Source organism: Phascolarctobacterium succinatutens CAG:287 (genome assembly GCF_000434895.1).
Classification (GTDB): Bacteria; Bacillota; Negativicutes; order Acidaminococcales; family Acidaminococcaceae; genus Phascolarctobacterium_A; species Phascolarctobacterium_A succinatutens_A.
The window spans coordinates 40,114-62,788 of the sequence record NZ_FR892827.1 but is presented as its reverse complement, the minus strand read 5'-3'; the positions used below and the strand labels follow the sequence as shown (position 1 = coordinate 62,788).

Annotated in this window: 17 protein-coding genes; 16 read left to right on the top strand and 1 reads right to left on the bottom strand. The window is 51.6% G+C overall.

Annotated elements, in window-relative coordinates:
• The first annotated feature begins 54 nt into the window (after positions 1–54).
• The 16 genes from BN587_RS11585 to BN587_RS10740 all read left to right on the top strand — a co-directional run bounded on the left by BN587_RS11585 (position 55) and on the right by BN587_RS10740 (position 22,038).
• Positions 55–2,619, top strand: a complete 2,565-nt coding sequence (locus BN587_RS11585) for an FtsK/SpoIIIE family DNA translocase (RefSeq protein ID WP_021721155.1) — start codon at positions 55–57, stop codon at positions 2,617–2,619.
• A gap of 17 nt (positions 2,620–2,636) precedes the next feature.
• Positions 2,637–3,662 (top strand): helix-turn-helix domain-containing protein, encoded by a 1,026-nt coding sequence (locus BN587_RS10810; RefSeq protein WP_021721154.1) that lies wholly within the window; start codon positions 2,637–2,639, stop codon positions 3,660–3,662.
• A gap of 21 nt (positions 3,663–3,683) precedes the next feature.
• Positions 3,684–5,633, top strand: a complete 1,950-nt coding sequence (locus BN587_RS10805) for a YgiQ family radical SAM protein (protein ID WP_021721153.1) — start codon at positions 3,684–3,686, stop codon at positions 5,631–5,633.
• 15 nt (positions 5,634–5,648) lie between these two features.
• Positions 5,649–6,638: an ABC transporter substrate-binding protein gene (locus BN587_RS10800; RefSeq protein WP_021721152.1), complete on the top strand. Its 990-nt coding sequence runs from the start codon at positions 5,649–5,651 to the stop codon at positions 6,636–6,638.
• Positions 6,639–6,780: 142 nt separating this feature from the next.
• Positions 6,781–8,106 carry a 30S ribosomal protein S12 methylthiotransferase RimO gene (gene rimO, locus BN587_RS10795; RefSeq protein WP_021721151.1) on the top strand — a complete coding sequence of 442 codons (1,326 nt, stop codon included), beginning with the start codon at positions 6,781–6,783 and terminating at the stop codon, positions 8,104–8,106.
• Between the two features lie 47 nt (positions 8,107–8,153).
• A complete protein-coding gene (locus BN587_RS10790) occupies positions 8,154–9,416 on the top strand; it encodes a competence/damage-inducible protein A (RefSeq protein WP_021721150.1) in 1,263 nt (420 codons plus the stop codon).
• The gene (locus BN587_RS10785; RefSeq protein ID WP_021721149.1) at positions 9,416–11,005 is read left to right on the top strand and encodes a DEAD/DEAH box helicase; all 1,590 of its coding nucleotides are present in this window, start codon (positions 9,416–9,418) and stop codon (positions 11,003–11,005) included. The genes BN587_RS10790 and BN587_RS10785 overlap by 1 nt, the downstream gene beginning before the upstream one ends.
• Before the next feature lie 275 nt (positions 11,006–11,280).
• Positions 11,281–13,113, top strand: coding sequence for a GTPase HflX (gene hflX / locus BN587_RS10780; protein ID WP_021721148.1), 1,833 nt, complete (start codon positions 11,281–11,283; stop codon positions 13,111–13,113).
• A gap of 39 nt (positions 13,114–13,152) precedes the next feature.
• On the top strand, positions 13,153–14,403 hold the full coding sequence (locus BN587_RS10775) for a methionine gamma-lyase family protein (RefSeq protein ID WP_303684978.1): 1,251 nt from the start codon (positions 13,153–13,155) through the stop codon (positions 14,401–14,403).
• 452 nt (positions 14,404–14,855) lie between these two features.
• Positions 14,856–15,326 carry a tripartite tricarboxylate transporter TctB family protein gene (locus BN587_RS10770; protein ID WP_303684977.1) on the top strand — a complete coding sequence of 157 codons (471 nt, stop codon included), beginning with the start codon at positions 14,856–14,858 and terminating at the stop codon, positions 15,324–15,326.
• A gap of 12 nt (positions 15,327–15,338) precedes the next feature.
• On the top strand, positions 15,339–16,820 hold the full coding sequence (locus BN587_RS10765; protein ID WP_021721145.1) for a tripartite tricarboxylate transporter permease: 1,482 nt from the start codon (positions 15,339–15,341) through the stop codon (positions 16,818–16,820).
• 206 nt (positions 16,821–17,026) lie between these two features.
• A complete protein-coding gene (locus BN587_RS10760; RefSeq protein WP_021721144.1) occupies positions 17,027–17,953 on the top strand; it encodes a calcium/sodium antiporter in 927 nt (308 codons plus the stop codon).
• A 199-nt stretch (positions 17,954–18,152) separates the two neighbouring features.
• The gene (gene rpsB, locus BN587_RS10755; protein ID WP_021721143.1) at positions 18,153–18,890 is read left to right on the top strand and encodes a 30S ribosomal protein S2; all 738 of its coding nucleotides are present in this window, start codon (positions 18,153–18,155) and stop codon (positions 18,888–18,890) included.
• Positions 18,891–18,930: 40 nt separating this feature from the next.
• Positions 18,931–19,809: a translation elongation factor Ts gene (tsf, locus tag BN587_RS10750; RefSeq protein ID WP_021721142.1), complete on the top strand. Its 879-nt coding sequence runs from the start codon at positions 18,931–18,933 to the stop codon at positions 19,807–19,809.
• A 196-nt stretch (positions 19,810–20,005) separates the two neighbouring features.
• Positions 20,006–20,839, top strand: coding sequence for a MetQ/NlpA family ABC transporter substrate-binding protein (locus tag BN587_RS10745; RefSeq protein ID WP_021721141.1), 834 nt, complete (start codon positions 20,006–20,008; stop codon positions 20,837–20,839).
• 77 nt (positions 20,840–20,916) lie between these two features.
• Positions 20,917–22,038, top strand: a complete 1,122-nt coding sequence (locus tag BN587_RS10740) for an amidohydrolase (protein WP_021721140.1) — start codon at positions 20,917–20,919, stop codon at positions 22,036–22,038.
• An 89-nt stretch (positions 22,039–22,127) separates the two neighbouring features.
• On the opposite strand, the gene BN587_RS10735 is transcribed toward BN587_RS10740, so the two are convergent.
• Complete coding sequence (locus tag BN587_RS10735) at positions 22,128–22,595, bottom strand: flavodoxin (RefSeq protein WP_021721139.1); 468 nt, start codon at positions 22,593–22,595, stop codon at positions 22,128–22,130.
• Positions 22,596–22,675 lie beyond the last annotated feature (80 nt).

The window sequence follows — 22,675 nt, the reverse complement described above, 5'->3', positions numbered from 1 at the left end:
GTCAGCTGATAAAGGATGACTGCCGGCAACTGCGATTTTAGGAGTTGTCTTATCTTGCGCAAGGAAAGAAGAAGGAAGCAACAGAATAGAAGCTACTCGCGCCCTGTCGGCGTTGTCTGCCTGCTTATGGGTCTGCTGTTTGCAGCCGCTCTTCTTATGACGGCTGAGGACGATGTGATGCATTCTGCTTATCTGGTGGAGCTGTATCTGCTGGGTAAGGGTATCTTTTTGCTGCCTTTGGCTTTCTTTGCTGCGTCCTGGCAGCTGCTTAGAGGACAATTTGGTGTTTTTAACAAGAGAACATTAATTTTTACTTTGGTGACGCTGTGCCTTACAGGCACAGCTCATCATGTTTTTGTGCCTGTTGGCTCTGAGCTGGAGCCTTCGCTGATAGCGGATGGCGGCGGTCTTATAGGCGGCCTTTTGCTGAAGCTGCTGCGTTCCTTTGCCGGTGATGTAACGGTTTATATTATTCTTGCCTTAGGCTGGCTGTGGCTGCTTGGCCTGGTGCTGCCGCTGCGCAAATGGTGGGAGCTGTGGCAGGATTATCTGACCTCCGACGAGATTACGCTGGTGCGCCCAGGTGATAAGATAAGGGAGGAGCGTGTGCATCCGGAGCCTGCGGTAAGAACTGTGTTCAAGCGCAAGAGTGCCGCGCCTCAACAGCATGCCGCTCCCGCGGATAACGTTATCAGCAACTATACCAGTCCCGAATTTGATGCCTTCAACGAGGGCGTGCAGAAGAAAAGTGCTTTCAGAAGCATTTTAGGCTTTACCAAAAACAAGAGTGTTTACGAAAAATCACCTTTAAAAGAGGAAATAGAGCGTGACCCGGTGCAGCTGCCCGAATGGGAGCAGGCCAAACCCGAGGTCATTGTAAGACCGATTATCAATTATGACGATGATTACGAGCCGGACAGCCGCTTTTTGGATGATGCGGAGCCGCCGGCTGCTGAACCTGAGCCGGAGCCGGAGCGTCCCGCTTCCGTAATCCGCAATACCTATCGCGAGGAGCAGGAGGCAGCGTTTGCAGCGCCTGCCAAGGCAGAGCCTCAGCCTGAGCCCGAACCGGAGAAGCCAGCCGTAACGATTTTTGACAGCGCAGATAAAATTGCCGCAGCGGCGCCTGCTCCGCAGACTGCAGCAGCATATGAGCCTGAAGTGCAGGCCGCGAGCAGCTATCAGCTGCCCCCGCTGGAGCTTCTCGATACGCCGAAGGCCAGCGACCCGTCCACCTATCAGAAGGACATCATGGACCAATGTGCGGTGCTGGAGCAGACTTTGGCAGACTTCAAGGTGCGCGCCAGAGTTGTTGCCGTAACGCGCGGACCGTCGGTTACCCGCTTTGAGCTGGAGCCTGCGGCAGGCGTGAAGGTAAGCTCGGTGGTGAACCTTGCGGATGATATTGCCCTGCGTCTGGCTGCTCCCGGTGTGCGTATCGAGGCGCCGATTCCCGGCAAATCCGCCATCGGCATCGAAGCGCCGAATACGAAGAACGATCCCGTGTGCTTCCGTGAGGTTGTGGAGGCAGGCAGTGTGCGCAATGCCAAGGAGCATCTGTGCATCGGTCTGGGCAAGGATATCAGCGGTGATATTATTTCCGCCGACCTTGCGAAAATGCCCCACCTTCTGGTAGCAGGCTCTACAGGCTCCGGTAAATCGGTGTGCATCAATACGATTATCGCCGGTCTTTTGTACCGTGCTACCCCGGACGAGGTTAAACTGATTCTTGTCGACCCTAAGGTCGTAGAACTGTCTAATTACAATGGTATTCCGCATCTGCTGACACCTGTTGTCACCGAGCCGAAAAAGGCAGCAAGCGCACTGCACTGGGCGGTAGCGGAAATGGAGCGCCGTTATAAGGCGTTTGCCGACAGCCGTGTGCGTGACATCAAAACCTATAACGCACAGGCCGCAGAAAAGATGCCTTATATCGTAATTATCATCGACGAGTTGTCAGACCTGATGATGGTAGCCAAGGTTGATGTGGAGGATGCCATTCTGCGTCTGGCACAGAAGGCCCGCGCTGCCGGTATCCATCTGATTCTGGCAACCCAGCGTCCGTCCGTAGATGTTATTACAGGCATCGTCAAGGCGAATATTCCTTCACGTATTGCTTTCGCCGTATCCTCGCAGACAGATTCGCGCACCATTATTGATATGGGCGGTGCCGAAAAGCTGCTGGGCAAGGGCGATATGCTCTTTTACCCCATGGGCTACAACAAGCCTGTGCGTGTGCAGGGTGCCTTCGTCAGCGATGATGAGCTGAATAAAATAGTAGATTTCATTATCAAGCAGTCCATTCCTGTAAATTACAGCGAAGAAGTAACAGAGCAGGAGCTGGAATGTGATAATAAAGGCCATAATGCCGAGGATGCAGGCTCCAATGCGCCTGCAGAGGATGAGCTTTTTGAGGATGCCCTGAGCCTTGTGCTGGACATGGGGCAGGCATCAAGCTCCATGCTGCAGCGACGCTTCCGCATAGGCTATACGCGTGCGGCGCGTCTGGTAGATACCATGGAGGAGCTGGGCATTGTCGGTCAATCTGTAGGCAGCAAGCCACGAGAGGTTATAATGTCGCGTAAGGAAGCAGAGGAACGCTTCCTGCGCCGTGAATAAGCGGAGGTGCAGGCGAAATGGATGATAAGGAAAAGACTGTCGGCGCAATTTTGAAAGAAGCAAGACTGGCTAAGGGTATCTCTCTTGCTGATGCCGAAAAGGCTACCAGTATCCGCAGCCGTTATCTGCAGGCTGTAGAAAATGACGAATATGACAAGACTCCGGGCGAGGTTTTCCTGAAGGGAATAATCCGCAACTACGGTAATTATCTGGGCTTGAACGGTCCGGAGCTTGTTAATGAATATAAAGCAAGTGCTGCCGGTATGGCGGCAGAGGCTGTACGCAGCCAGGGTATCCGCGAGGTGGAAAAGGTCCGTCTCAATATCCAGCTGAAGGATAAGCGTGATATCGGCAGCGGTACAGGCCGCTTTGAAATGCTCGGCGGCGGACCGGGCCGTTTTGAAATGCCGGGTTTGTCGAAGCTGCCGATGAAGCAGTGCCTGGCAGGCTTAGCAGCGGTAGCGGTGCTCACAGCAGGCTATTTTGCTATTCCCGCTACGATTGATTATTTTAAAAATATGCCTAAGGAAGAGGCTAAGCAGACCGAGCAGGTTAAGCCTGAAGCTAAAGCACCCGCAGTGCTGGATAAGGTTACTGTTGACCTGGAGGCCGAGGGTGACTGCTGGCTGGAGGCAAGTGCCGACGGCAAGGAGCTTTTTGCCGGCATTCTGCATGCTAAGGAAAGCAAGCATTTCGAGGCTAAGGATAAGCTGATTGTCAAATATGGCAATATCGGCGTTGTACGCATCAAGGTGAACGGCGAGGCTGTTGACCTGAAGGGCGAGCATGGCGTGGCCGTGAAGACCTATCTGCGCAACGCTCCCGCACAGCCTGCAGCCGCAGCTAAGGCAGAGGAGGCTGCACCGCAGCCCGTAGCCGAAACCAAGGCTGCACCTGCTGCCGCAGTAGAGGAAGCGCCGCAGCCTGCTGCAGCCGCACCTGCGCCGAAGGCAGAAGAACCGAAGCCGCAGGCTGAGGTTAAGCAGGCTGAGCCGCAGCAGCCACAGGCTGCCGGCGAAGCGAAGGCCGATAAGAAGAAATAATAATTTGTTCAGGAGTTTTTAATGAAACAGTTTTTACCGATTTCCGCTCAAGAAATTGCCGAGCGTGGCTGGGAGCAGATTGACTTTCTGTTTATTAGCGGCGATGCTTATGTAGACCATCCCTCCTTCGGTCCGGCAGTAATCTGCCGTGTGCTGGAGGCGCAGGGCTACAAGGTAGCTATGCTGTGCCAGCCGCGTTGGGATAAAGCAGAATATCTGGCAGAGCTGGGCAAGCCGCGACTGGGCGTGCTTATTTCCGGCGGCAACCTTGACTCCATGCTGTGCCGTTATACGGCAGCCAAGAATGAGCGTTCTGTCGACAAGTATACCGCAGGCGGTGCGGTGGGACAGCGTCCCGACCATGCTACGGCTGTTTATGCGCGGCTCGTCAAGCAGCTGTGGCCTGATATGCCTGTAATTATCGGCGGCATTGAAGCCAGCCTGCGCCGTTTTGTGCATTTCGACTACTGGGAAAACAAGCTGATGCCCTCTATTCTGGAGGCCAGCGGCGCGGACCTTTTGATTTACGGCATGGGTGAAAAGCAGATTATGGAAATTGCCGATTATCTGGCAGGCGGTGCTTCTGCCGAGGATATGCATTACATCCGCGGTACGGCGTATATGTCCGACACTCTGCCCGATGACGAATATGTGGAGCTTCCTGACTGGAAGGCTATTAAAGACGACCGCAAGGAATTTGCCAGAGCCTTCAAGCTGCAGAGCAAGGAGCAGGACCCGTTTTATGGCAAAATCGTAGTCCAAAAGGGACAGAAGAAATATATCGTACAGAATCCGAACATCTTCCCGCTGACGATGGAGGAGATGGACGCTATCTATGATCTGCCCTATATGCGTAAGTGGCATCCGAGCTATGATGCCAAGGGAGGCGTGGCAGCGCTCGAAGAGGTTCAGTTCAGCCTTGTCAGCAGCAGAGGCTGCTTCGGCAGCTGTTCCTTCTGCGCTATTCATGCGCATCAGGGACGCGTCATTCAGGCGCGCAGCCATGAATCTATTCTGCGCGAAGCTAAGATTCTGACGCAGCTGGACGGCTTTAAGGGCTATATCCATGACGTTGGCGGCCCTACGGCCAACTTCCGCCATCCTTCCTGTGCCAAGCAGCTGAAATACGGCGTGTGCAAGGACAGACAGTGCCTGTTCCCCAAGCCGTGCCCCAATATTGATGCCGACCACAGCGATTATATAGCGCTTTTGCGCAAGCTGCGCGCTTTACCGGGCGTCAAGAAGGTGTTTATCCGCAGCGGTATCCGTTATGATTATATGCTGGCGGATAAAAAGCAGGAATTCCTCGATGAGCTGTGCCGCTATCACATCAGCGGTCTGCTGAAGGTGGCGCCCGAGCATATCGTACCGCAGGTTCTGGCGCGTATGGGCAAGCCCGGTAAGGATGTTTATCTGAAGTTTATGCGCCTTTATGCGCAAAAAAATAAAGAAATCGGGCTGCCGCAATATCTGGTGCCGTATTTTATTTCCAGCCATCCGGGCTGCACGCTGAACAATGCCATTGAGCTGGCAGAGTTTTTGCGTGATATCAAGCACAATCCGGAGCAGGTGCAGGACTTCATTCCTACTCCCGGCAGTGCGGCGACGGCGATGTATTATTCCGGCGTCGACCCGGAAAGCGGTGAAACCGTATTTGTGGCCCGCAATCCGCATGATAAAGCAATGCAGCGTGCGCTGATGCAGTACCGTGCTCCGCGTAACCGCAAGCTGGTGCTGGAGGCGCTGCAGAAGGCAGGCCGTATGGACCTTGTGGGCAACGGGCCTAAATGCCTGCTGCATACGGAGCAGGAGCAGCGCGGCGGAGCGCGTGGCGCGAAGCGTGATGCATCTCGCGGACCGAAGCGTAATGCAACCCGCAGTGCTGCCGGCAGTGGAGCGCGTAAGGCAACGTGCAGTACCGCTTCAGGCAGTACCGGTGGAAAAAGGCGTGAGGATAAGCGCCGCAGATAGTAACGGAGGGATGAGATGATCCGTTGTATCTTTTTAGTGCTGATATTGGCCGGAATACTGACGGGAGGCTGCGGTGAGCAGCCTGCTCCTGTACAGAACGCAGGAGCAAAAACCATTATCCTGTATTCCGAGCTTGATAATAAATTTACTGAAAATCTGGTGGATGCCTTCAACAAGGAGCAGAAGGATAAGCTGCAGCTGAAGGCTGTTTACGAGCTGAAGCCCGGCGATGAGCTGCCGGACGTTGTGCTGGCCGAACAGCGCACGCTTGTCGGCCTGAAGCGTCAGGGACGCCTGAAGCCTGTGGCCTTTGCCGATGGCGACAGACTGCCGCAGAAGTTCCGTGACGCGGATTTAAGCTGGTACGGCGTTTTCTATGATCCGATAGTTTTTCTGGTCAACCAGCAGTACGCCCGTACTGTCGGTCAGGCCAATATCTGCAGCTGGCAGGATCTGGCAGGAAAAGAGCAGCTGCGCATTGCTCTGGAAAATTTATCCGACAGCAACAGCACGCAAAACTTTCTGGCAGGTTTGGCGGACCGCTTCGGCGAGGATGAATCGCTGGAGTATTTAGGCAATATCAACCGCTTTATCGGGCAATATTCCAAGTTCCCCTTTACACCTGTGCGCATGGCGGCGGTGGGTGATGCGGATGTGGCCATAACCAGACAAAGCTACGTTTTTAAATATCTGGAAAATAAATTTCCCGCTTATGTTGTCTATCCTAAGGAGGGCACGCCGGTAAATCTTTTCTGCGTAGGCCTCTTTAAGAATACTGCCGATGATTTGCAGGGCCTTGCGGTTATGGAATGGCTTTTGACAAGCGAGCAGGTGCAGGCGATAGCACAGGAAAACGCTACAGGCTATCTTTTCCTGTTCCCGCGCGGCTTTGATGAGGCTGCCGCCGATGCTGATAAAATCTGGCTTAACAGCAGCTATCTGGAGCCTGTTAAGCAGGACAGCCTGACAAATAAGTGGCTGAGTAAGGTTAGATTCAGTAAATAGTGATTAGTCATCAGTGATTAGTGAACAGTGATTAGTCGTTAGTCATCAGTCATCAGTGATTAGTGATTAGATTATAGTGATTTATGCTCTTGCTTGCTGTCCCGACAGCTTGGGTGAGGGCAGCAGGTTTTGGAGGTAAAGAATGAAAATAGGTATGGTCAGCCTCGGCTGTCCCAAAAATCTGGTAGATTCTGAAGTTATGCTGGGTATTATCAAGGATAAGCAGCTGGAGATTACCAATGATCCCGCAGATGCCGAACTGATTATTGTTAATACCTGCGGTTTTATCGAAAGTGCGAAGGAGGAATCCATCAGCACAATTTTACAAATGGCGCAATACAAGGAGGAGGGCAGCTGCAAGTATCTGATTATGGCAGGCTGCCTCGGCCAGCGCTATGCAGACGAGCTTTTCGAAAGCATGCCGGAGGTAGACGCTATCGTCGGCACCGACAGCTTTACCGATATCGGTTGGGTTATCGACCAGGTGCTGGCAGGCAAGCGCGTAAAGCATCTGCAGAAGCTGGAAAGCAAAAATGTGCAGGCTCCGCCCAGAATGCTGACTACGCCTGGTTACATGGCGTATCTGAAAATTGCCGAGGGCTGCGACAACTGCTGCTCCTACTGCATTATTCCGCAGCTGCGCGGTCCCTACACCAGCCGCCCTTATGATGAGGTTATGGCAGAGGCAAGAAGCCTTGCTGCTCACGGCGTCAAGGAGCTGATTGTCGTTGCGCAGGACACTACCCGCTACGGCGAGGACCTCACCGGCAAGCTGCTTTTGCCGCAGCTGCTGCGTGACCTCAACGAGCTGGAGGGCATTAAGTGGATTCGCGTTATGTACCTGTATCCCAACAACTTTACGGACGATTTGATTGCAGCCTTTGCCGAATGCGACAAGGTGTGCAAGTATATTGATATTCCTCTGCAGCATGCCAGCGACAGACTGCTTGACAGCATGAACCGTTACGATACACGCGCGCAGGTAGAGGAGCTTCTGGCCAAGCTGCGTGAGCGTATTCCGGGAATTACTATCCGCACTACCTTTATCGTGGGCTTCCCCGGTGAAACCGACGAGGATTTTGCGGAGCTGATGGACTTTGTTGAAAAGCAGCGCTTTGAAAACGCAGGCGTGTTTCAGTATTCCCAGGAGGAGGGTACTGTGGCCGGCGCTATGGAAAACCAGATTGAGCCTGAGGTTAAGGAAAACCGCTATCATGAGCTGATGGCGCTGCAGGCAGGTATTTCCGAAGAAATCCATCAGGAGCGCGAGGATGAGGAGCTGGACGTTATCGTCGAAGGCTTTGATGAAGAAAACCCCGCTCTTGCGGTAGGACGTTCCTATCACGAGGCACCTGATATCGACGGCAACATCTTTATCGAAAATGCCGCCGAGCTGGAGGTAGGCCAGATGGTAAGAGTGCGCATTCTGCAAGGCTTTACCTATGAAATGGTGGCAGAGCTGGTTTAAGAGAGTTGCTGTAAGAGTCAAAATAACCGGTGAGAGGGTGACAGCAGATGAAGGTTGAAATCATTACTACCGGGACGGAGCTGCTGCTGGGTGAAATTTTAAACACCAATGTGCAGTATTTATCCCGCAAGCTGAACAATATAGGCTTTGATGTTTTATATCAAACTACGGTCGGAGATAATCCGGAGCGTATGCGCGCAGTGCTGGAACAGGCTATGCAGCGCGCCGATATCATCATTACCAGCGGCGGTCTGGGGCCGACGCGCGGTGATATTACCAAGGAGATGGTGATGGAGGTTTGTCATGCCGAAGGCTATCTCGATTTGGATACATGGGGACGCATAGATGCATATTTTGCCAAGAAGGGACTTTGCCCTTCGCAAAATAACGAGAAGCAGGCGTATGTGCCCATCGGGGCCGAGGTACTGCAGAACGATGTTGGTACCGCTCCCGGACTTTGGCTGGAATATAAGGACAAAATCTTCATTATGCTGCCAGGACCTCCGAGCGAGCTTACGGATGTGTGCGAAAAGCAGCTGCTGCCGCGAATGCTGCAGCGCTTCAGCGAGCACGGCATTATTATGTCGCGTACCCTGCATCTGCGCGGTATCGGCGAATCTATGGTTGCTGCTAAGCTCGACGAGCTGATTATGGCGCAGACAAATCCGACGATTGCACTTTATGCCAGCTACGGTGAAATTCTCATCAGACTTACAGCGAAGGCTGCCAATGATAAAGAGGCAGCTGTAATGCTCGACGCTATGGAAGCCAAGGTACGCAAGAGCGTTGATAATTATATATACGGTGTGGATGATGCCACTCTGGCTGCCTGCTTAGGGCAGGAGCTGCTGAAGCAGGGCAAAACTATTGCCTTTGCGGAATCCTGCAGCGGCGGTCTTGCCAGCAGCCTGGTTACAGATGTGCCGGGCAGCAGTGAATATCTGCTGGGAAGCATCGTCAGCTACACTAACATGGCTAAGCAGAAGCTGCTTAATGTGCAGGCAGATACGCTGGCCAAATACGGCGCTGTCAGCCGCGAAACCGCCTGCGAAATGGCGCTGGGCGTACGCAAGCAGCTGGGCAGCGATTACGGTGTGAGCATTACGGGCAACGCCGGACCGGGAGCCAGCGAGGGCAAGCCGGTAGGCCTTGTATATATTGCCGTTGCTACCGACGATGTGGTATATTGTCAGGAGCACCGTTTTATGTCTACAAGAACAGAAAATAAGCTGAGAATAGCTCAGACAGCTATTTCCATGGCTATTGATAAATTATTAGAAGAAAAAAACAATATGGAGGATAAACATTAATGACCATTCAAAAAGAGATGTTCGGCAGCTTAGAGCTGGACAAAAAAATTGTAACCGCCCTGACTGACATGGGCTTCGAAGAGCCTTCTCCGATTCAGGCCGCTACTATTCCCCTGGTGCTCGAAGGTAACGACGTTATCGGCCAGGCACAGACCGGTACCGGCAAGACTGCTGCTTTCGGTATTCCTCTGGTGCAGGCAATTACCGACTTCAAGCATATTCAGGCGCTGATTATGACTCCGACCCGTGAGCTGGCTATTCAGGTTGCGGAAGAAGTAGGCAAAATCGGCCGTACCCGCCGCGTGCGTGCACTGCCTGTTTACGGCGGCCAGCCGATTGAACGCCAGATCCGTGCGCTGCGCAACAATGTGCAGATTGTTATCGGTACTCCGGGCCGTCTGATTGACCATATCAACCGCGGTACTATCCATCTGGACCATATCAAATTCCTCGTACTGGACGAGGCTGACGAAATGCTGGATATGGGCTTTGTTGATGATATCGAAGAGATTATGCGCAGCCTGCCGGTTGAACGCCAGACTCTGCTGTTCTCCGCAACTATGCCCCGTCCGATTCTGAGCCTGACCAAGAAGTACATGAAGGCGCCGAAGAATGTAACTATTTCCAAGGAAGAGCTGACTGTTCCTCTGATTGAGCAATACTATTTCGAAACCAAGGATAAGATTGAAGGCCTGTGCCGTCTGCTGGATGCAGAAATCGACGGCAAGCTGATTATCTTCTGCCGTACCAAAAAGGGTGTTGACGACCTGTCTATCGCACTTTCCAGCCGTGGCTACATGGCTGAGGGCCTGCATGGTGACCTGAGCCAGAACCAGCGTGACCGCGTAATGAAGAAATTCCGCGAGGGCGCTGTTGATGTGCTGATTGCAACCGACGTTGCTGCCCGCGGTATCGACGTTGATAATATTACCCACGTTATCAACTTTGATATTCCGCAGGATCCGGAAAGCTACGTTCACCGCATTGGCCGTACCGGTCGTGCAGGCAACACCGGTGTAGCTATGACCTTCATCACTCCGCGTGAGTTCCGTCAGCTGAAGCTGATTGAGCGTACCGTCAAGACTAAAATCCAACGCCGTCAGCTGCCGACCGCTGCTAACGTTATCGAGCGTCAGCGCGACCAGATTATCAGCAAGATGCAGACTGTGCTGGAGCTGAACGCATACCATGACTATATGCCGATTGCTGAAAGCCTGCTGGATGAATACAGCGCCGAAGAGGTTGCTGCCGCGGCTCTGAAGCTGATGCAGGAGGGTGTTAAGGCTCTGGAGGCTCCGCAGGAGGATATCCTCTCCAAGGACCTGCGCAACACCGGCGGCCGTCCGGGCATGGTGCGCCTGTTCATCAACATCGGCCGCAGCCAGAAGATTATGGTTAAGGATATTGTCAGCACCATTGCTATCGAAGCAGACATTCCGGCGCGTGATATCGGCCTGATTAATATTTATGATAAGTTTACCTTTGTTGAAGTACCGGAGGATGTAGCCGAAAAGGTTATCGGTGCGATGAACAAGAACTTTATCAAGGGGTATAAGGTTAATATTGAGCCGGCGAAGGCAAGAAGATAATAACAAGGGCGACCGAGCCTCTCCTCTGGGAGACAAGGTGAATTGCCGGCAGGGCAAGAAAAGCCTCTCCTAGGGGAGAGGTGGCATCGCGCAGCGATGACGGAGAGGGGTTCTGCCTAAAGCAACGTTTCTTTCAGGCCCCTCTCAGTCGCCCTGACGGGCGCCAGCTCCCCCCAAGCGGAGCCTTTCGGTAAGCAAATTGCTAAGCTACTCCCCAAGGGTAGCCTTTCGATAAGCAAATTGCTAAGTTAACCCCCAATTGGAGGTGAATACCCATGGCTAATGAAATTTACGGCAACCTGAAGGGTATCCGTAATTCCGTTATTGAAGAATTAAAAACTTTTTATGATATCCGTCTGGAGGGCGGTCAGCTGCTGACAAGCGAGCTGGCTTTGCGTATGGCGGATGTTACTGATTTTATTAACCGCGAGGTGAGCGTTTATGTTGCGCGCAACGGTCAGGTGCTTGCCGTATCGGTGGGCAATGATCAGAGTGTGGAGCTGCCTCCGGTAGATGGCAGACGCGGTGCCAGCCGTCTTAGCGGTGTGCGCTGCGTGCATACCCATCCCAACGGCAATCCGCTGCTGAGCGGTGTGGATATTTCCGCACTGAAGAATAACCGTTTTGATGCGATGATTGCTGTCGGCGTTACTTCGCCGGATATCAGCCAGTCGCAGATGAGCTTCGGCATGATTACCGGTATTGACGATAACGAGCAATATCAGGTGGAATGCTACGGACCGCTGACGCTGCAGGAGGCGGAGGGAGTGTTCTTCCCGAATCTGGCGGCGATGGTGGAGCGCATCCTTGATAAGCAGACGGGCAGTGCCAGTCTGGCGCAGGGAACGGAGCGGGCGATTATCGTGGGCATGGAATACGGTGCCCCCAACAGCAGCGGCTGGACGGCCGAGGATTCTTTGGAGGAGCTGAAGCAGCTGGCAGATACTGCCGGTGCGGAGGTTGTGGCACGCTTCCTGCAGAAGCGTCCCAAGCCGGACCCGGCGTTCTTTATTGGCCGCGGCAAGGTGCAGGAGCTGGCGCTTTATGTGCAGCAGGAGAACGTAGACCTGTGCATTTTTGATGATGAGCTGTCGCCGGCACAGCAGCGTAATATTGAGCAGTCAATGGGTGTGCGTGTGCTTGACCGCACGGCGCTCATCCTCGATATTTTTGCCCAGCGTGCGCATACTAATGAAGGTAAGCTGCAGGTTGAGCTGGCGCAGCTGCAATACACACTGCCACGTATTATGGGCAAGGGCCTGGCGCTGTCGCGTCTTGGCGGTGGCATCGGTACCCGCGGTCCCGGCGAAACTAAGCTGGAGGTTGACCGCCGTCGCATCCGTGACCGCATTGCCTATATTAAGGAATGCATCGGCAAGGTTAAGAGTGTGCGCACTCTGCACAGGGCCGGACGCGCGAAGGCGAGTGTGCCTACGGTAAGCCTTGTGGGCTACACCAACGCCGGCAAATCAACGCTTTTGAATACGCTGACTAATTCGGATATCTATGCGCAGGACCAGCTTTTCGCAACGCTGGACCCGACTACGCGCCAATTAGACCTGCCGAATAAGCAGCAGGCTATTTTGACAGATACCGTCGGCTTTATCCAACGCTTGCCGCATCAGCTTGTTGCAGCCTTCCAGTCTACGCTGGAGGAGGTTGTGCAGTCCGACGTGCTGCTGCACGTTATTGATGTCAGCCACGAGCTGTATAAGGAGCAGGCTGCAGCAGTTTATCAGGTTCTGGATGAGCTGGGTGCCAAGGATAAGACGATTATCACGGTTTATAATAAAATTGATAAGCTGCCGCCGGATTCCGGTCTGGCAGAGCGTTTGAGCAAGGAAGAAAACAGCATCTGCATTTCCGCAAAGGGACGTTATAATCTTGACGGCCTGCTGGCGCTGATTGCAGAAAACCTGAAGCTGAAGGCGGTAGAGGAGAGCTTCCTCGTGCCTTACAGCGATTCCGCTGCGGTAGGACGCTTGCATGATGCAGGCACGGTACTGGAGCAGGAATATCTGGCGGAGGGCACCCTGCTGAAGGTGCGTCTGGACGCGGAGCAGGTGCAGCAGTTTGCCAAGTATCTTGCTGCAGATGCCAAGGCTTAGGATGAATTGGCGTTATGCCGAAAAATATAAAAATATCAGGTGAGAATTTTGGTTGATTACAATGCATTAGAGCAGGCAGCCTTAGCTGAGGTTGCTAAACATACCGCAGAGCTGGAAGCAGCAGCTTTGTACAATACTGAAAAGGTTATTGCGGCTTTCCGTAATAATATGGTTTCCGACTACTACTTGAAGCCTACTACAGGTTACGGCTACAGTGATGTGGGCCGCGATACTCTGGATCTGATTTATGCGGAGCTGTTCAAGACTGAGGCAGCATTGGTGCGTTCTCAGTTCGTCAGCGGCACTCATGCGCTGGCAGTTGCTCTGCTGGGCAACCTGCGCGCAGGCGATGAGCTGATTGCCGTAACAGGTGCTCCATATGACACTATGCAGACTATTATCGGCTCTCCGGTTAAAACTCCCCGCTCTTTGGTTGACCTGGGCGTAACTTACAAGGAGCTGCCGATGACCGGCGACCATGTCGACCTAGAGGCTGTAAAAAATGCTGTTACCTCCAAGACTACGATGATTCATATTCAGCGCTCCTGCGGCTACAGCAGCGAACGTAAGACTATTGACGTTGCGGAAATCGGCCGTATCTGCAGTGCTGCTAAGGAAGCTAACCCGAATGTTATCTGCTTTGTCGACAACTGCTACGGCGAGTTTATCGAGAAGCAGGAGCCTACCGAGGTTGGCGCTGACTTGATGGCAGGCTCTCTGATTAAGAATCTGGGCGGCGGCCTGGCTCCGACCGGCGGTTATATTGTCGGCCGTGCCGATTTGGTAGAGAACGCTTCCTACCGTCTTACCGCTCCCGGTCTGGGTGGCGAGATGGGCGCAACTCTTGGTGATACCGCGCGTGAGTTCTATCAGGGACTTTTCCTGGCTCCGCATATTGTGGTGCAGGCTGTTAAGACTGCTGTTTTTGCGGCTGCTGTTTTCAAAGGCCTTGGCTATGCTGTTAAGCCGCTACCGGAGGAACGCCGCAGCGATATTATTCAGGCCATTACCTTGGAGAGCAAGCAGCGTTTGTGCGATTTCTGTGTTGCTATTCAGGGCAATTCTCCTGTTGATGCGCACGTTGAGCCGGTTCCGAGTCCGCTGCCGGGTTATCAGGATGAGATTATTATGGCTGCGGGTACTTTTGTACAGGGCGCTTCTATTGAGCTGAGCGCTGATGGGCCGTGCCGTGAGCCGTTTAATGTTTTCTTCCAGGGCGGTTTGACTTTTGAGCATGGTCGTCTGGCGATTATGGCGGCGGCTAAGCGTGTTGGGCCTAAAGAGGCGTAATGAATTAAAGCAATGTTAGTGATTCGTAATTAACATTCCCGTCGCGATGCGCAATTTTCCTATGCCCAAAGGGCATAACGTCAATTTCAGGTGGAACAAAGACGAAACTTCGGTAAAATTTTACAGATAGTAACCTGTTGTTACGTACCCTCGTTTCTGTTGTTCCATACCTTTATTGACTAAAATTGCAAATGCGCTTTGGGATATGTTAATTACTCAATTTAGATTGCTCTTAACTTTGCAATAAGAATTTAATTACTTAATGTAGGTTGCTTTTAACTTTGCAATGAGAATTTAATTACTCAATGTAGTTTGCTCTTAGCTTTGCAATAAGAGTTCATTTATCCATTTTAGTTTGCTCTTAGCTTTGCAATAAAATTTCAGTTACTCAATTTAGTCTGGCATCGAATTGACATCAATTTTGATGGCGGAGTTGTTTAAGGATGATTTATATGAATAACATGGCAGTATGTAATTATATAGTGGGCGTGCTGGGCGCGGTTATCGGTGGTCTGATTATGCAGGCGGCTGCAGCCTTTCCGCTGGAGTTTACGGAGAACGGCCCCGGTCCGGGTTTCTGGCCTTTTACGCTGGGAGCGGTGCTGGGCGCTGTTTCGGTTTTGCTGCTGCTTTATACCTTTGTCAATAAAACTGATTTACATGGCGTGAAGGTGCAGCTTTCCTCGACAGGCAACAAGCGCGTTTATTTAATGATGGGTTTTGTTGTTTTGTTCTGTGTGCTCATCAGCATTCTTGGCTTTTATCCGGCAGCGGCACTTATGATTGCGGCTGTTATGCGTCTTATGGATTATCGCAATTATAAGGTAATCGGCCTGACAACGGTGCTGTGTCTGCTGTTTATTTATCTTGTTTTCGGCATGCTGTTGCATACGCAGATGCCGCAATCTGTATTCATGGAGTAGGGGGTCATACTGATGGTAGATATAATGAGCGCATTAAATATGATTTTCGTCCCCATGAATCTGCTGGGACTTTTCTTCGGCGTGCTGGTGGGCATTGCCTTCGGCTGTATGCCGGGCCTGAGCGTTAATATGGGTCTGGCGCTGCTGTTTCCGCTGGCCTTTACGTTCCATGGTATCGGCGGTATTCTGATGCTGCTGGGCATTTACTGCGGTGCGATTTACGGCGGCAGTATTTCGGCAATTCTGTTGAAAACTCCCGGTACGCCTGCTTCCGTAGCGACAACGCTGGACGGCTATCCGATGGCGACGAAGCTGGGGCAGCCCGGACGTGCTCTCGGTCTTTCTACTTTGGCCAGCACCTTCGGCGGTATCTTCAGTACCGTATGCCTGATTTTGCTGGCACCGCAGCTGGCGAAGGTTGCGCTGCAGTTTTCCAAGCCGGAATATTTTGCTCTGGCTATTTTCGGCCTTAGCATTATTACGAGCGTTTCCTCCGGCAGTGTTATCAAGGGTATTATGGGCGGCCTCATCGGCCTCTTCTTAGCAACGGTCGGAATTGACGGTATGAGCGGCGCTATCCGCTTCACCCTGGACACCAACTATTTTATGGGCGGTGTGTCCTTTATCCCTGTGCTTATCGGCGTGTTCGCCTTTGCGCAGGTGTTGAGCAGTATTGAGGATTATTATCACAATGAACGCAAGGAGCAGCATATGATGCTGGACCGTCTGCTGCCTTCGTTTGACGATATCAAGAGAGTGTTCAGCACGCTTTTGCGTTCGTCCTTCATCGGTACCTTCATCGGCTGCGTGCCCGGTACCGGCGGCGATATTGCTTCCTTTGTTTCTTATGATCAGGCGAAGCGCTGGTCTAAGCACAGCAAGAACTTCGGCAACGGTGAGCCCGAGGGCATTGTAGCCTCCGAGGCAGGCAACAACGCTGTATCCGGCGGTGCCTTCATCCCGGTGCTGACGCTGGGTATCCCCGGCGATGGCGCAACGGCAATTATGATGGGCGCGCTGATGGTTCAGGGTCTGCAGCCCGGTCCCTTGCTTTTTGTGGAGAAGGCGCCTGATGTTTATGCCATTTTCATCGGTCTGCTTTTAGCTAACGTGATTATGGGTATCATGGGCTTTTCGTTAATCAGACTTTTTATGAAGGTCGTTAACGTGCCTGTACACATTCTGCTGCCGATTATTGTGATGATGACCTTCGTCGGAACTTATTCCTACAATAATTCTCTGAACGATGTTTATCTGATGGTGGCAAGCGGTTTCCTGGGTTACTTTATGAACAAGCTGGGCTTTTCCATGTCGGCGATTATCATCGGCATTATCCTCGGCGGTATGGCAGAGCAAAACTTTGTCGGCTCGCTGATTATGAGTGACGGCAGCTTTGCTATTTTCTTCCAGCGTCCGCTGTGCCTGTTCTTCCTGGTAGCAGCTCTTTTATCACTGCTTTCACCGCTTTTCGGCAAGCTGTTCAAAAGAAGCTAAATTTTACTTGACAAACTTCCTGTGTTTGGCTAAACTATGCATATAAAGGGAGTAGCTTGCACGCATGGCGTGTTCACTCTGTCGTCAGTACGATTGCTTCGGCAATCCGGCTTTGTGACTAAGTAGCGAGACTTTGTTGTAATTTTATTGCAGCAATGTCTCGCTTTTTTGTTTTTAGAGACGGCTGCAAATCAAGGAGGAAGAAAATGGAAATAGCTTTACAGTTTGTTTTATTGGCTTTAGGCTTTGTGATGCTCGGTAAGGGTGCGGATTGGTTTGTAGAGGGCGCGGCAGGTATTGCCATGCGCTTCGGCATTCCGCAGCTGGTAATCGGCCTTACTATCGTAGCAATGGGCACGAGCGCACCGGAGGCAGCGGTAAGTATCGCTGCTGCAGTTAAGGGTAATGCGGATATTACCATCGGTAATATCGTCGGCAGTAATATTCTTAACATACTTGTTATTTTAGGCCTTGCGGCTTCTATTGTGCCGATTGCGGTAGCGCGTTCTACCGTACGCATCGAAATCCCCTTCATAATCGGTGTTACCGCACTGCTGTTTTATCAGGGACGCGACGGCAGCATCAGTCTGGCGGACGGCGGCGTGCTCATGGTAGCCTTTGCCGCATATATGATGTATCTGTACACCATGGCGATGAAGAGCAATGTCGACAGTGATCTGGAAGAGCCCGGCCTGCCGCTGGGACGCTGCCTGTTGGGTGCAGTTGGCGGCTTGGCGCTGATTATTGCGGGCAGCAATGTTACCGTAGGTGCAGCAACCTCTATTGCAACCTATGCAGGACTCAGCGAACGTTTTATCGGCCTGACGATTGTGGCTTTGGGCACCTCGCTGCCGGAGCTGTTCACATCTGTAGCGGCGGCACGCCGTGGTAACGCAGATATTGCCATCGGTAATATCGTCGGCAGCAACATTTTCAATATCCTTTTCGTAGTAGGCTTGTCCTCGCTGATTATCGACATTCCCTTCGCATCTGCCTTCAACTTTGATACCTATGTAGCGCTTGGTGCGGCAGTACTTCTGTGGCTGTGCGTGCTGCGTACTCAGCGCCTGCAACGCTGGGCCGGGGCGCTGATGCTGGTGTGCTATGCGGCGTATCTGGGATATATTCTGTAAGCACAGCATTATAATGTAAAAAATTTAACATTTACCCTCCGCAAGCAGTAAAAATCTCTTGCCTGCTTGCGGAATTTATGGTAAAATATTTTGGTGTAAAAATAACACACGCAGGAAAATTCATCTGTTGCTACGTTTTGCCGCGTAGAGAAGAATTATAACCCATTCCTGCGGAGGAAAAAACAGGAGGAAACAAAAAATGGCTATTATCTCTATGAAACAATTACTTGAAGCTGGTGTACACTTTGGTCACCAAACCCGTCGTTGGAACCCTAAAATGGCTCCGTACATCTTCACCGAGCGTAACGGTATCTACATCATCGACCTGCAAAAAACCGTAAAAAAGGTTGACGAAGCTTACAACTTCATCCGTGAGGTTGCTGCTGCCGGCGAAAACATTCTGTTCGTTGGTACCAAAAAACAAGCTCAAGAAGCTATGAAAGAAGAAGCTACCCGCTGCAACATGTTCTTCGTTAACGAGCGTTGGCTGGGCGGCATGCTGACCAACTTCAAAACCATCCAAACCCGTATTGCACGTCTGCGCAAACTGGAAGCTATGGAAGCTGACGGCACCTTCGACCTGCTGCCGAAGAAAGAAGTTATCGGCCTGAAACATGAAATGGAAAAACTGACCAAATACTTGGGCGGTATCAAAGACATGAAAAAACTGCCGGGCGCTATGTTCATCGTTGACCCCCGCAAAGAGCACATCGCTGTTCTGGAAGCTCACAAACTGAACATTCCTATCGTTGCAACCGTTGACACCAACTGCGATCCGGACGAAATCGATCATGTAATCCCTGCAAACGACGACGCTATCCGCGCTGTAAAACTGCTGACTGCTAAAATGGCTGACGCTGTTCTGGAAGGACGTCAAGGTATGCAAACTGAAGAAGCTGCTGCTGAAGAAGCTCCGGCAACCGAAGAAGCTGAATAATCCTAACGTTAATATATTACATTTTGAGGAGGAATAACTGATGGCTCAAATTACTGCTGCATTAGTTAAAGAACTGCGCGAGCGTACTGGCGCTGGCATGATGGACTGCAAAAAAGCACTGACCGCTGTAGAAGGCGATATGGACAAAGCAATCGACTTCCTGCGTGAAAAAGGTCTGGCTGCTGCTGCTAAAAAAGCCGGCCGTATCGCTGCTGAAGGCGTTGTTGGCTCTTTCGTAAGCGCTGACGGCAAGATCGGTGCAATCGTAGAAGTTAACTGCGAAACCGACTTTGTTGCTAAAACCGACGGCTTCAAAGAACTCGTTGAAAAAATTGCTGCTCATATCGTAGCTACCAAACCGGCTGACGTTGAAGCTCTGCTGGCTTCCGAGCTGGACGGCCAAACCGTTGAAGCTCTGGTAACCGCTAGCGTTGCTAAGATCGGCGAAAAGATTTCCGTTCGTCGTTTCGCTCTGTACGAAGCTCCGGAAGGCGTTGTTGCTGCTTACATCCATGGCGGCGGCAAAATCGGCGTTATTGTTGAATTAAAAGGCGGCAATGCTGAACTGGGTAAAGACGTTGCAATGCATGTTGCTGCTGCTAACCCGAGCTACCTGGAACGCTCTCAAGTACCGGCTGCTGAGCTGGAGCACGAGAAAGAAGTTCTGTCCGAGCAAGCTAAAAACGAAGGCAAACCGGAAAAAATCATCGAGAAGATGGTTATGGGCCGTATCAACAAATACTATAAAGAAGTATGCCTGGTTGACCAAGAGTTCGTTAAAGATCCGGACCAAACCGTTGGCAAACTGGTAAAAGCTGCAGGCGCTGAAGTTCTGGCATTCTCCCGCTTCCAACTGGGCGAAGGCATCGAAAAGAAACAAGAGGACTTCGCTGCAGAGGTTATGTCTCAAATTAAATAATCCGTTTAGTTTGGACTGCAACTGAACATTTAAGGCTATCACAAGCAATTGTGGTAGCCTTTTTTGCATTGCAAAACTTTTAAAAAGTGTAAAATAGTATACATTTTTCCTTCTTGACTATACTCCTGCAAAAGAATATAATAACAACGTATTTTGTTTTAGCAGTCTAGTAAACTGCTGGGGAGGTTAATGGAAAATGAATAAGTTTTTAAAATACGCTCTTGTAGGCGTACTGACCATGTTTGCTATCGTAGCTGCAGGCTGCGGCGGTTCTAAGGATGACGGCAAGGTAGATATGAATAAGCCCGTTATCGTAGGCGTAAACCCCGGTCCGCATGCTGTAATTATGGATAACGTAAAGAAGATTGCCGAGAAAAAAGGCCTGAAGATTGAAGTTAAAGAGTTCAGCGATTTCGTAACTCCTAACTCCGCACTGGCTGCCGGTGAAATCTGGGCTAACTGCTTCCAGCATGAGCCCTTCCTGAAGGCAACCATGAATAAGGAGCCTTCCTTCAAGCTGGCTAAGGCCTTCAACACCGCTTTGTTCCCGATTAACATTTACTCTAAAAAATTGAAACCTGGCGACACCATTCCTGACGGTGCGAAAATCGGTATTCCTAACGATCCGACCAACGGCGGCCGTGCCATTCTGCTGCTTGCTGCCAACAACCTGATTAAGGTTAAAGACCCGAAGGATGTTACTACCAGCGTTAAGGATATCACCGAAAATCCGCACCATTTCGAAATTGTTGAGCTGGAGGCTGCTGCAATTCCCCGCAGTCTGGATGACCTGACCTGCGCAGCTATCAACACTACCTACGCTATCAGCGCCGGCCTGGACCCCGCCAAGGATCCTATCCTGCGTGAAACTAAGGATTCTCTGTATGTAAACATTGTTGCCGTACAGGAAAAAGACCTGAACGATCCGCGTCTGAAGATTTTCCAGGAAGCATATCAATCTAAGGAAAATGCAGAATTCATCGAGAAGAAATTCCCCGGTTCTGTATACTTAGGCTGGGATAATAAATAATGAGCTCATGGTCAACGCGCAAACTCCTGCGGGAGCTTTGCCGTTGGCCTTTTGTCTATGCAAAGGTGGTTTTAATTATGGATATTCAAGCACATATTAATGAGGTCTGGCCCAAGCTGCATGCTCTGGCGGAGCCTGCCTTCAAGGAAGTTAAGACAGCAGCTTATCTGGCAGATTTTTTGCGTAAGCTTGGTTACGATGTAACCGAAAACGTCGGCAATACTACCGCACTTACCGCTGTGCTCGACAGCGGTAAACCGGGACCTACGGTAGCAGTGCGCACAGATATGGACTGCCTGCTGTTTAAAAATGAGGACGGTTCGTTGGAGCCTATTCACGCCTGCGGTCATGATGCGCATATGACTATCGCTTTGGGTGTAGCCAAGCTGCTGCAAGAGCAGGGCCTTGCCTGCGGCCGTGTAAAGATTCTTTGTCAGCCTGCGGAGGAAATCGGCAGAGGCGCGTTGGCGATGCTGAAGGCAGGAGCGCTGGATGATGTGCAGTACGCTTTGGGTTATCATGTAATGCCGAAGGATATGGCACGCAGCGGTCAGATTATCGCCCAGATCAATTGGACGGCCTGCACCCTGATGGAAGGCGAAATCCGTGGGTTGGCAGCGCACGGCTCCCAGCCGCATCTGGGCGTGAACGCTATTGATGCCGGTGCCGCCATCGTCAATGCCATCAACGCACTGCACAGCAATCCGCTTTTGGGCGGCAGTATCAAAACTACCCGCTTCATGGGCGGTGCAGGCTCGCTCAACGCTATCTGCGACAAGGTAAGCATTGGCTTTGACCTGCGCAGTACGTCGAACGCAGAGATGCTCGAGTTGCGCCGCAAAGTAGAGGATATCGTTGTGAATACGGCGAAGGTGTATGGCGCGGAGGCGGATTGTCATATCGTCGGCACCTGCCCGGCGGCGGAGGCTGACCCGTCACTGTTGGCGCTGACGCAGGAGGTAATTTCCGCAGAGCTGGGAGCGGGGGGACTGATTCCCGCTGCCAATATTACGGTAGGCGAGGACTTCAACTTCTTCAAGCAGGAGCGTCCGCAGCTGAAAACTGCCAGCTTGGGCATAGGCTGCGACCTGGAGCCGCGTCTGCATGACCGCGATATGCACTTTGACCACAGCGCGCTGGCTAATGCCATCAACGTGCTGACAAATCTTACGCAGCGTATTTTATGCGTAAAGCCGTAAGCATATCCTGAAAAATTATAAAGCAAAAGGCTTCTGCAGTAAGGTGTTGCCAAACTGCGGAAGCCTTAATTTTACGCTTATGATTCTTTTTATGCTTCGTCGATAGCTGCGGCGATTGTTGCTACAGCCTTGTCCTTGAGGCCGTTTGCTTCGATACAGGGCTTGAATGTTGCGTTTTTACAAACTTTAGTCATAGCCTTTTCACTGCTGCCCTTACCGCTGCTGCCGTAGGTGCAGACAGGGATAATTGTTTTGCCGCTCAGGTCGTTTTCCTCTAGGAAGGTGAGGATGATATTGGGGCAGGTGAACCACCAGATAGGGAACATCACCACAATGGTGTCATAGTCCTGCAGGTTCTGCGGCTTTGCCTTCATCGCAGGACGGGCGTTCTGCAGGTTTTCCAGCTTGGCCTGGCCTACACAAACAAGGTAGGAGGAGGAATATTCTTTTATCGGCTCGATAGCAAAAAGGTCGGCGCCGGTTTGCTTGGCGGTGTCCTCGGCCAGCTTTTTGGTAATGCCTGTGCGTGTGAAATAGGCGATAAGAGTTTTCTTCATAATGGGAACCTCGCTTTCATATAGTAGTATTATAACACAATTTTAGACAAAGGCTGAATTTTCTTTACAGTTTTACTGTC

What these genes read in the sequence shown, in the direction of transcription:
- BN587_RS10810 (WP_021721154.1), top strand. Translation starts at nt 2,637, where the DNA reads ATGGATGATAAGGAAAAGACTGTCGGCGCAATTTTGAAAGAAGCAAGA.
- BN587_RS10805 (WP_021721153.1), top strand. Translation starts at nt 3,684, where the DNA reads ATGAAACAGTTTTTACCGATTTCCGCTCAAGAAATTGCCGAGCGTGGC.
- BN587_RS10800 (WP_021721152.1), top strand. Translation starts at nt 5,649, where the DNA reads ATGATCCGTTGTATCTTTTTAGTGCTGATATTGGCCGGAATACTGACG.
- rimO (WP_021721151.1), top strand. Translation starts at nt 6,781, where the DNA reads ATGAAAATAGGTATGGTCAGCCTCGGCTGTCCCAAAAATCTGGTAGAT.
- BN587_RS10790 (WP_021721150.1), top strand. Translation starts at nt 8,154, where the DNA reads ATGAAGGTTGAAATCATTACTACCGGGACGGAGCTGCTGCTGGGTGAA.
- BN587_RS10785 (WP_021721149.1), top strand. Translation starts at nt 9,416, where the DNA reads ATGACCATTCAAAAAGAGATGTTCGGCAGCTTAGAGCTGGACAAAAAA.
- hflX (WP_021721148.1), top strand. Translation starts at nt 11,281, where the DNA reads ATGGCTAATGAAATTTACGGCAACCTGAAGGGTATCCGTAATTCCGTT.
- BN587_RS10770 (WP_303684977.1), top strand. Translation starts at nt 14,856, where the DNA reads ATGAATAACATGGCAGTATGTAATTATATAGTGGGCGTGCTGGGCGCG.
- BN587_RS10765 (WP_021721145.1), top strand. Translation starts at nt 15,339, where the DNA reads ATGGTAGATATAATGAGCGCATTAAATATGATTTTCGTCCCCATGAAT.
- BN587_RS10760 (WP_021721144.1), top strand. Translation starts at nt 17,027, where the DNA reads ATGGAAATAGCTTTACAGTTTGTTTTATTGGCTTTAGGCTTTGTGATG.
- rpsB (WP_021721143.1), top strand. Translation starts at nt 18,153, where the DNA reads ATGGCTATTATCTCTATGAAACAATTACTTGAAGCTGGTGTACACTTT.
- tsf (WP_021721142.1), top strand. Translation starts at nt 18,931, where the DNA reads ATGGCTCAAATTACTGCTGCATTAGTTAAAGAACTGCGCGAGCGTACT.
- BN587_RS10745 (WP_021721141.1), top strand. Translation starts at nt 20,006, where the DNA reads ATGAATAAGTTTTTAAAATACGCTCTTGTAGGCGTACTGACCATGTTT.
- BN587_RS10740 (WP_021721140.1), top strand. Translation starts at nt 20,917, where the DNA reads ATGGATATTCAAGCACATATTAATGAGGTCTGGCCCAAGCTGCATGCT.
- BN587_RS10735 (WP_021721139.1), bottom strand. Translation starts at nt 22,595, where the DNA reads ATGAAGAAAACTCTTATCGCCTATTTCACACGCACAGGCATTACCAAA.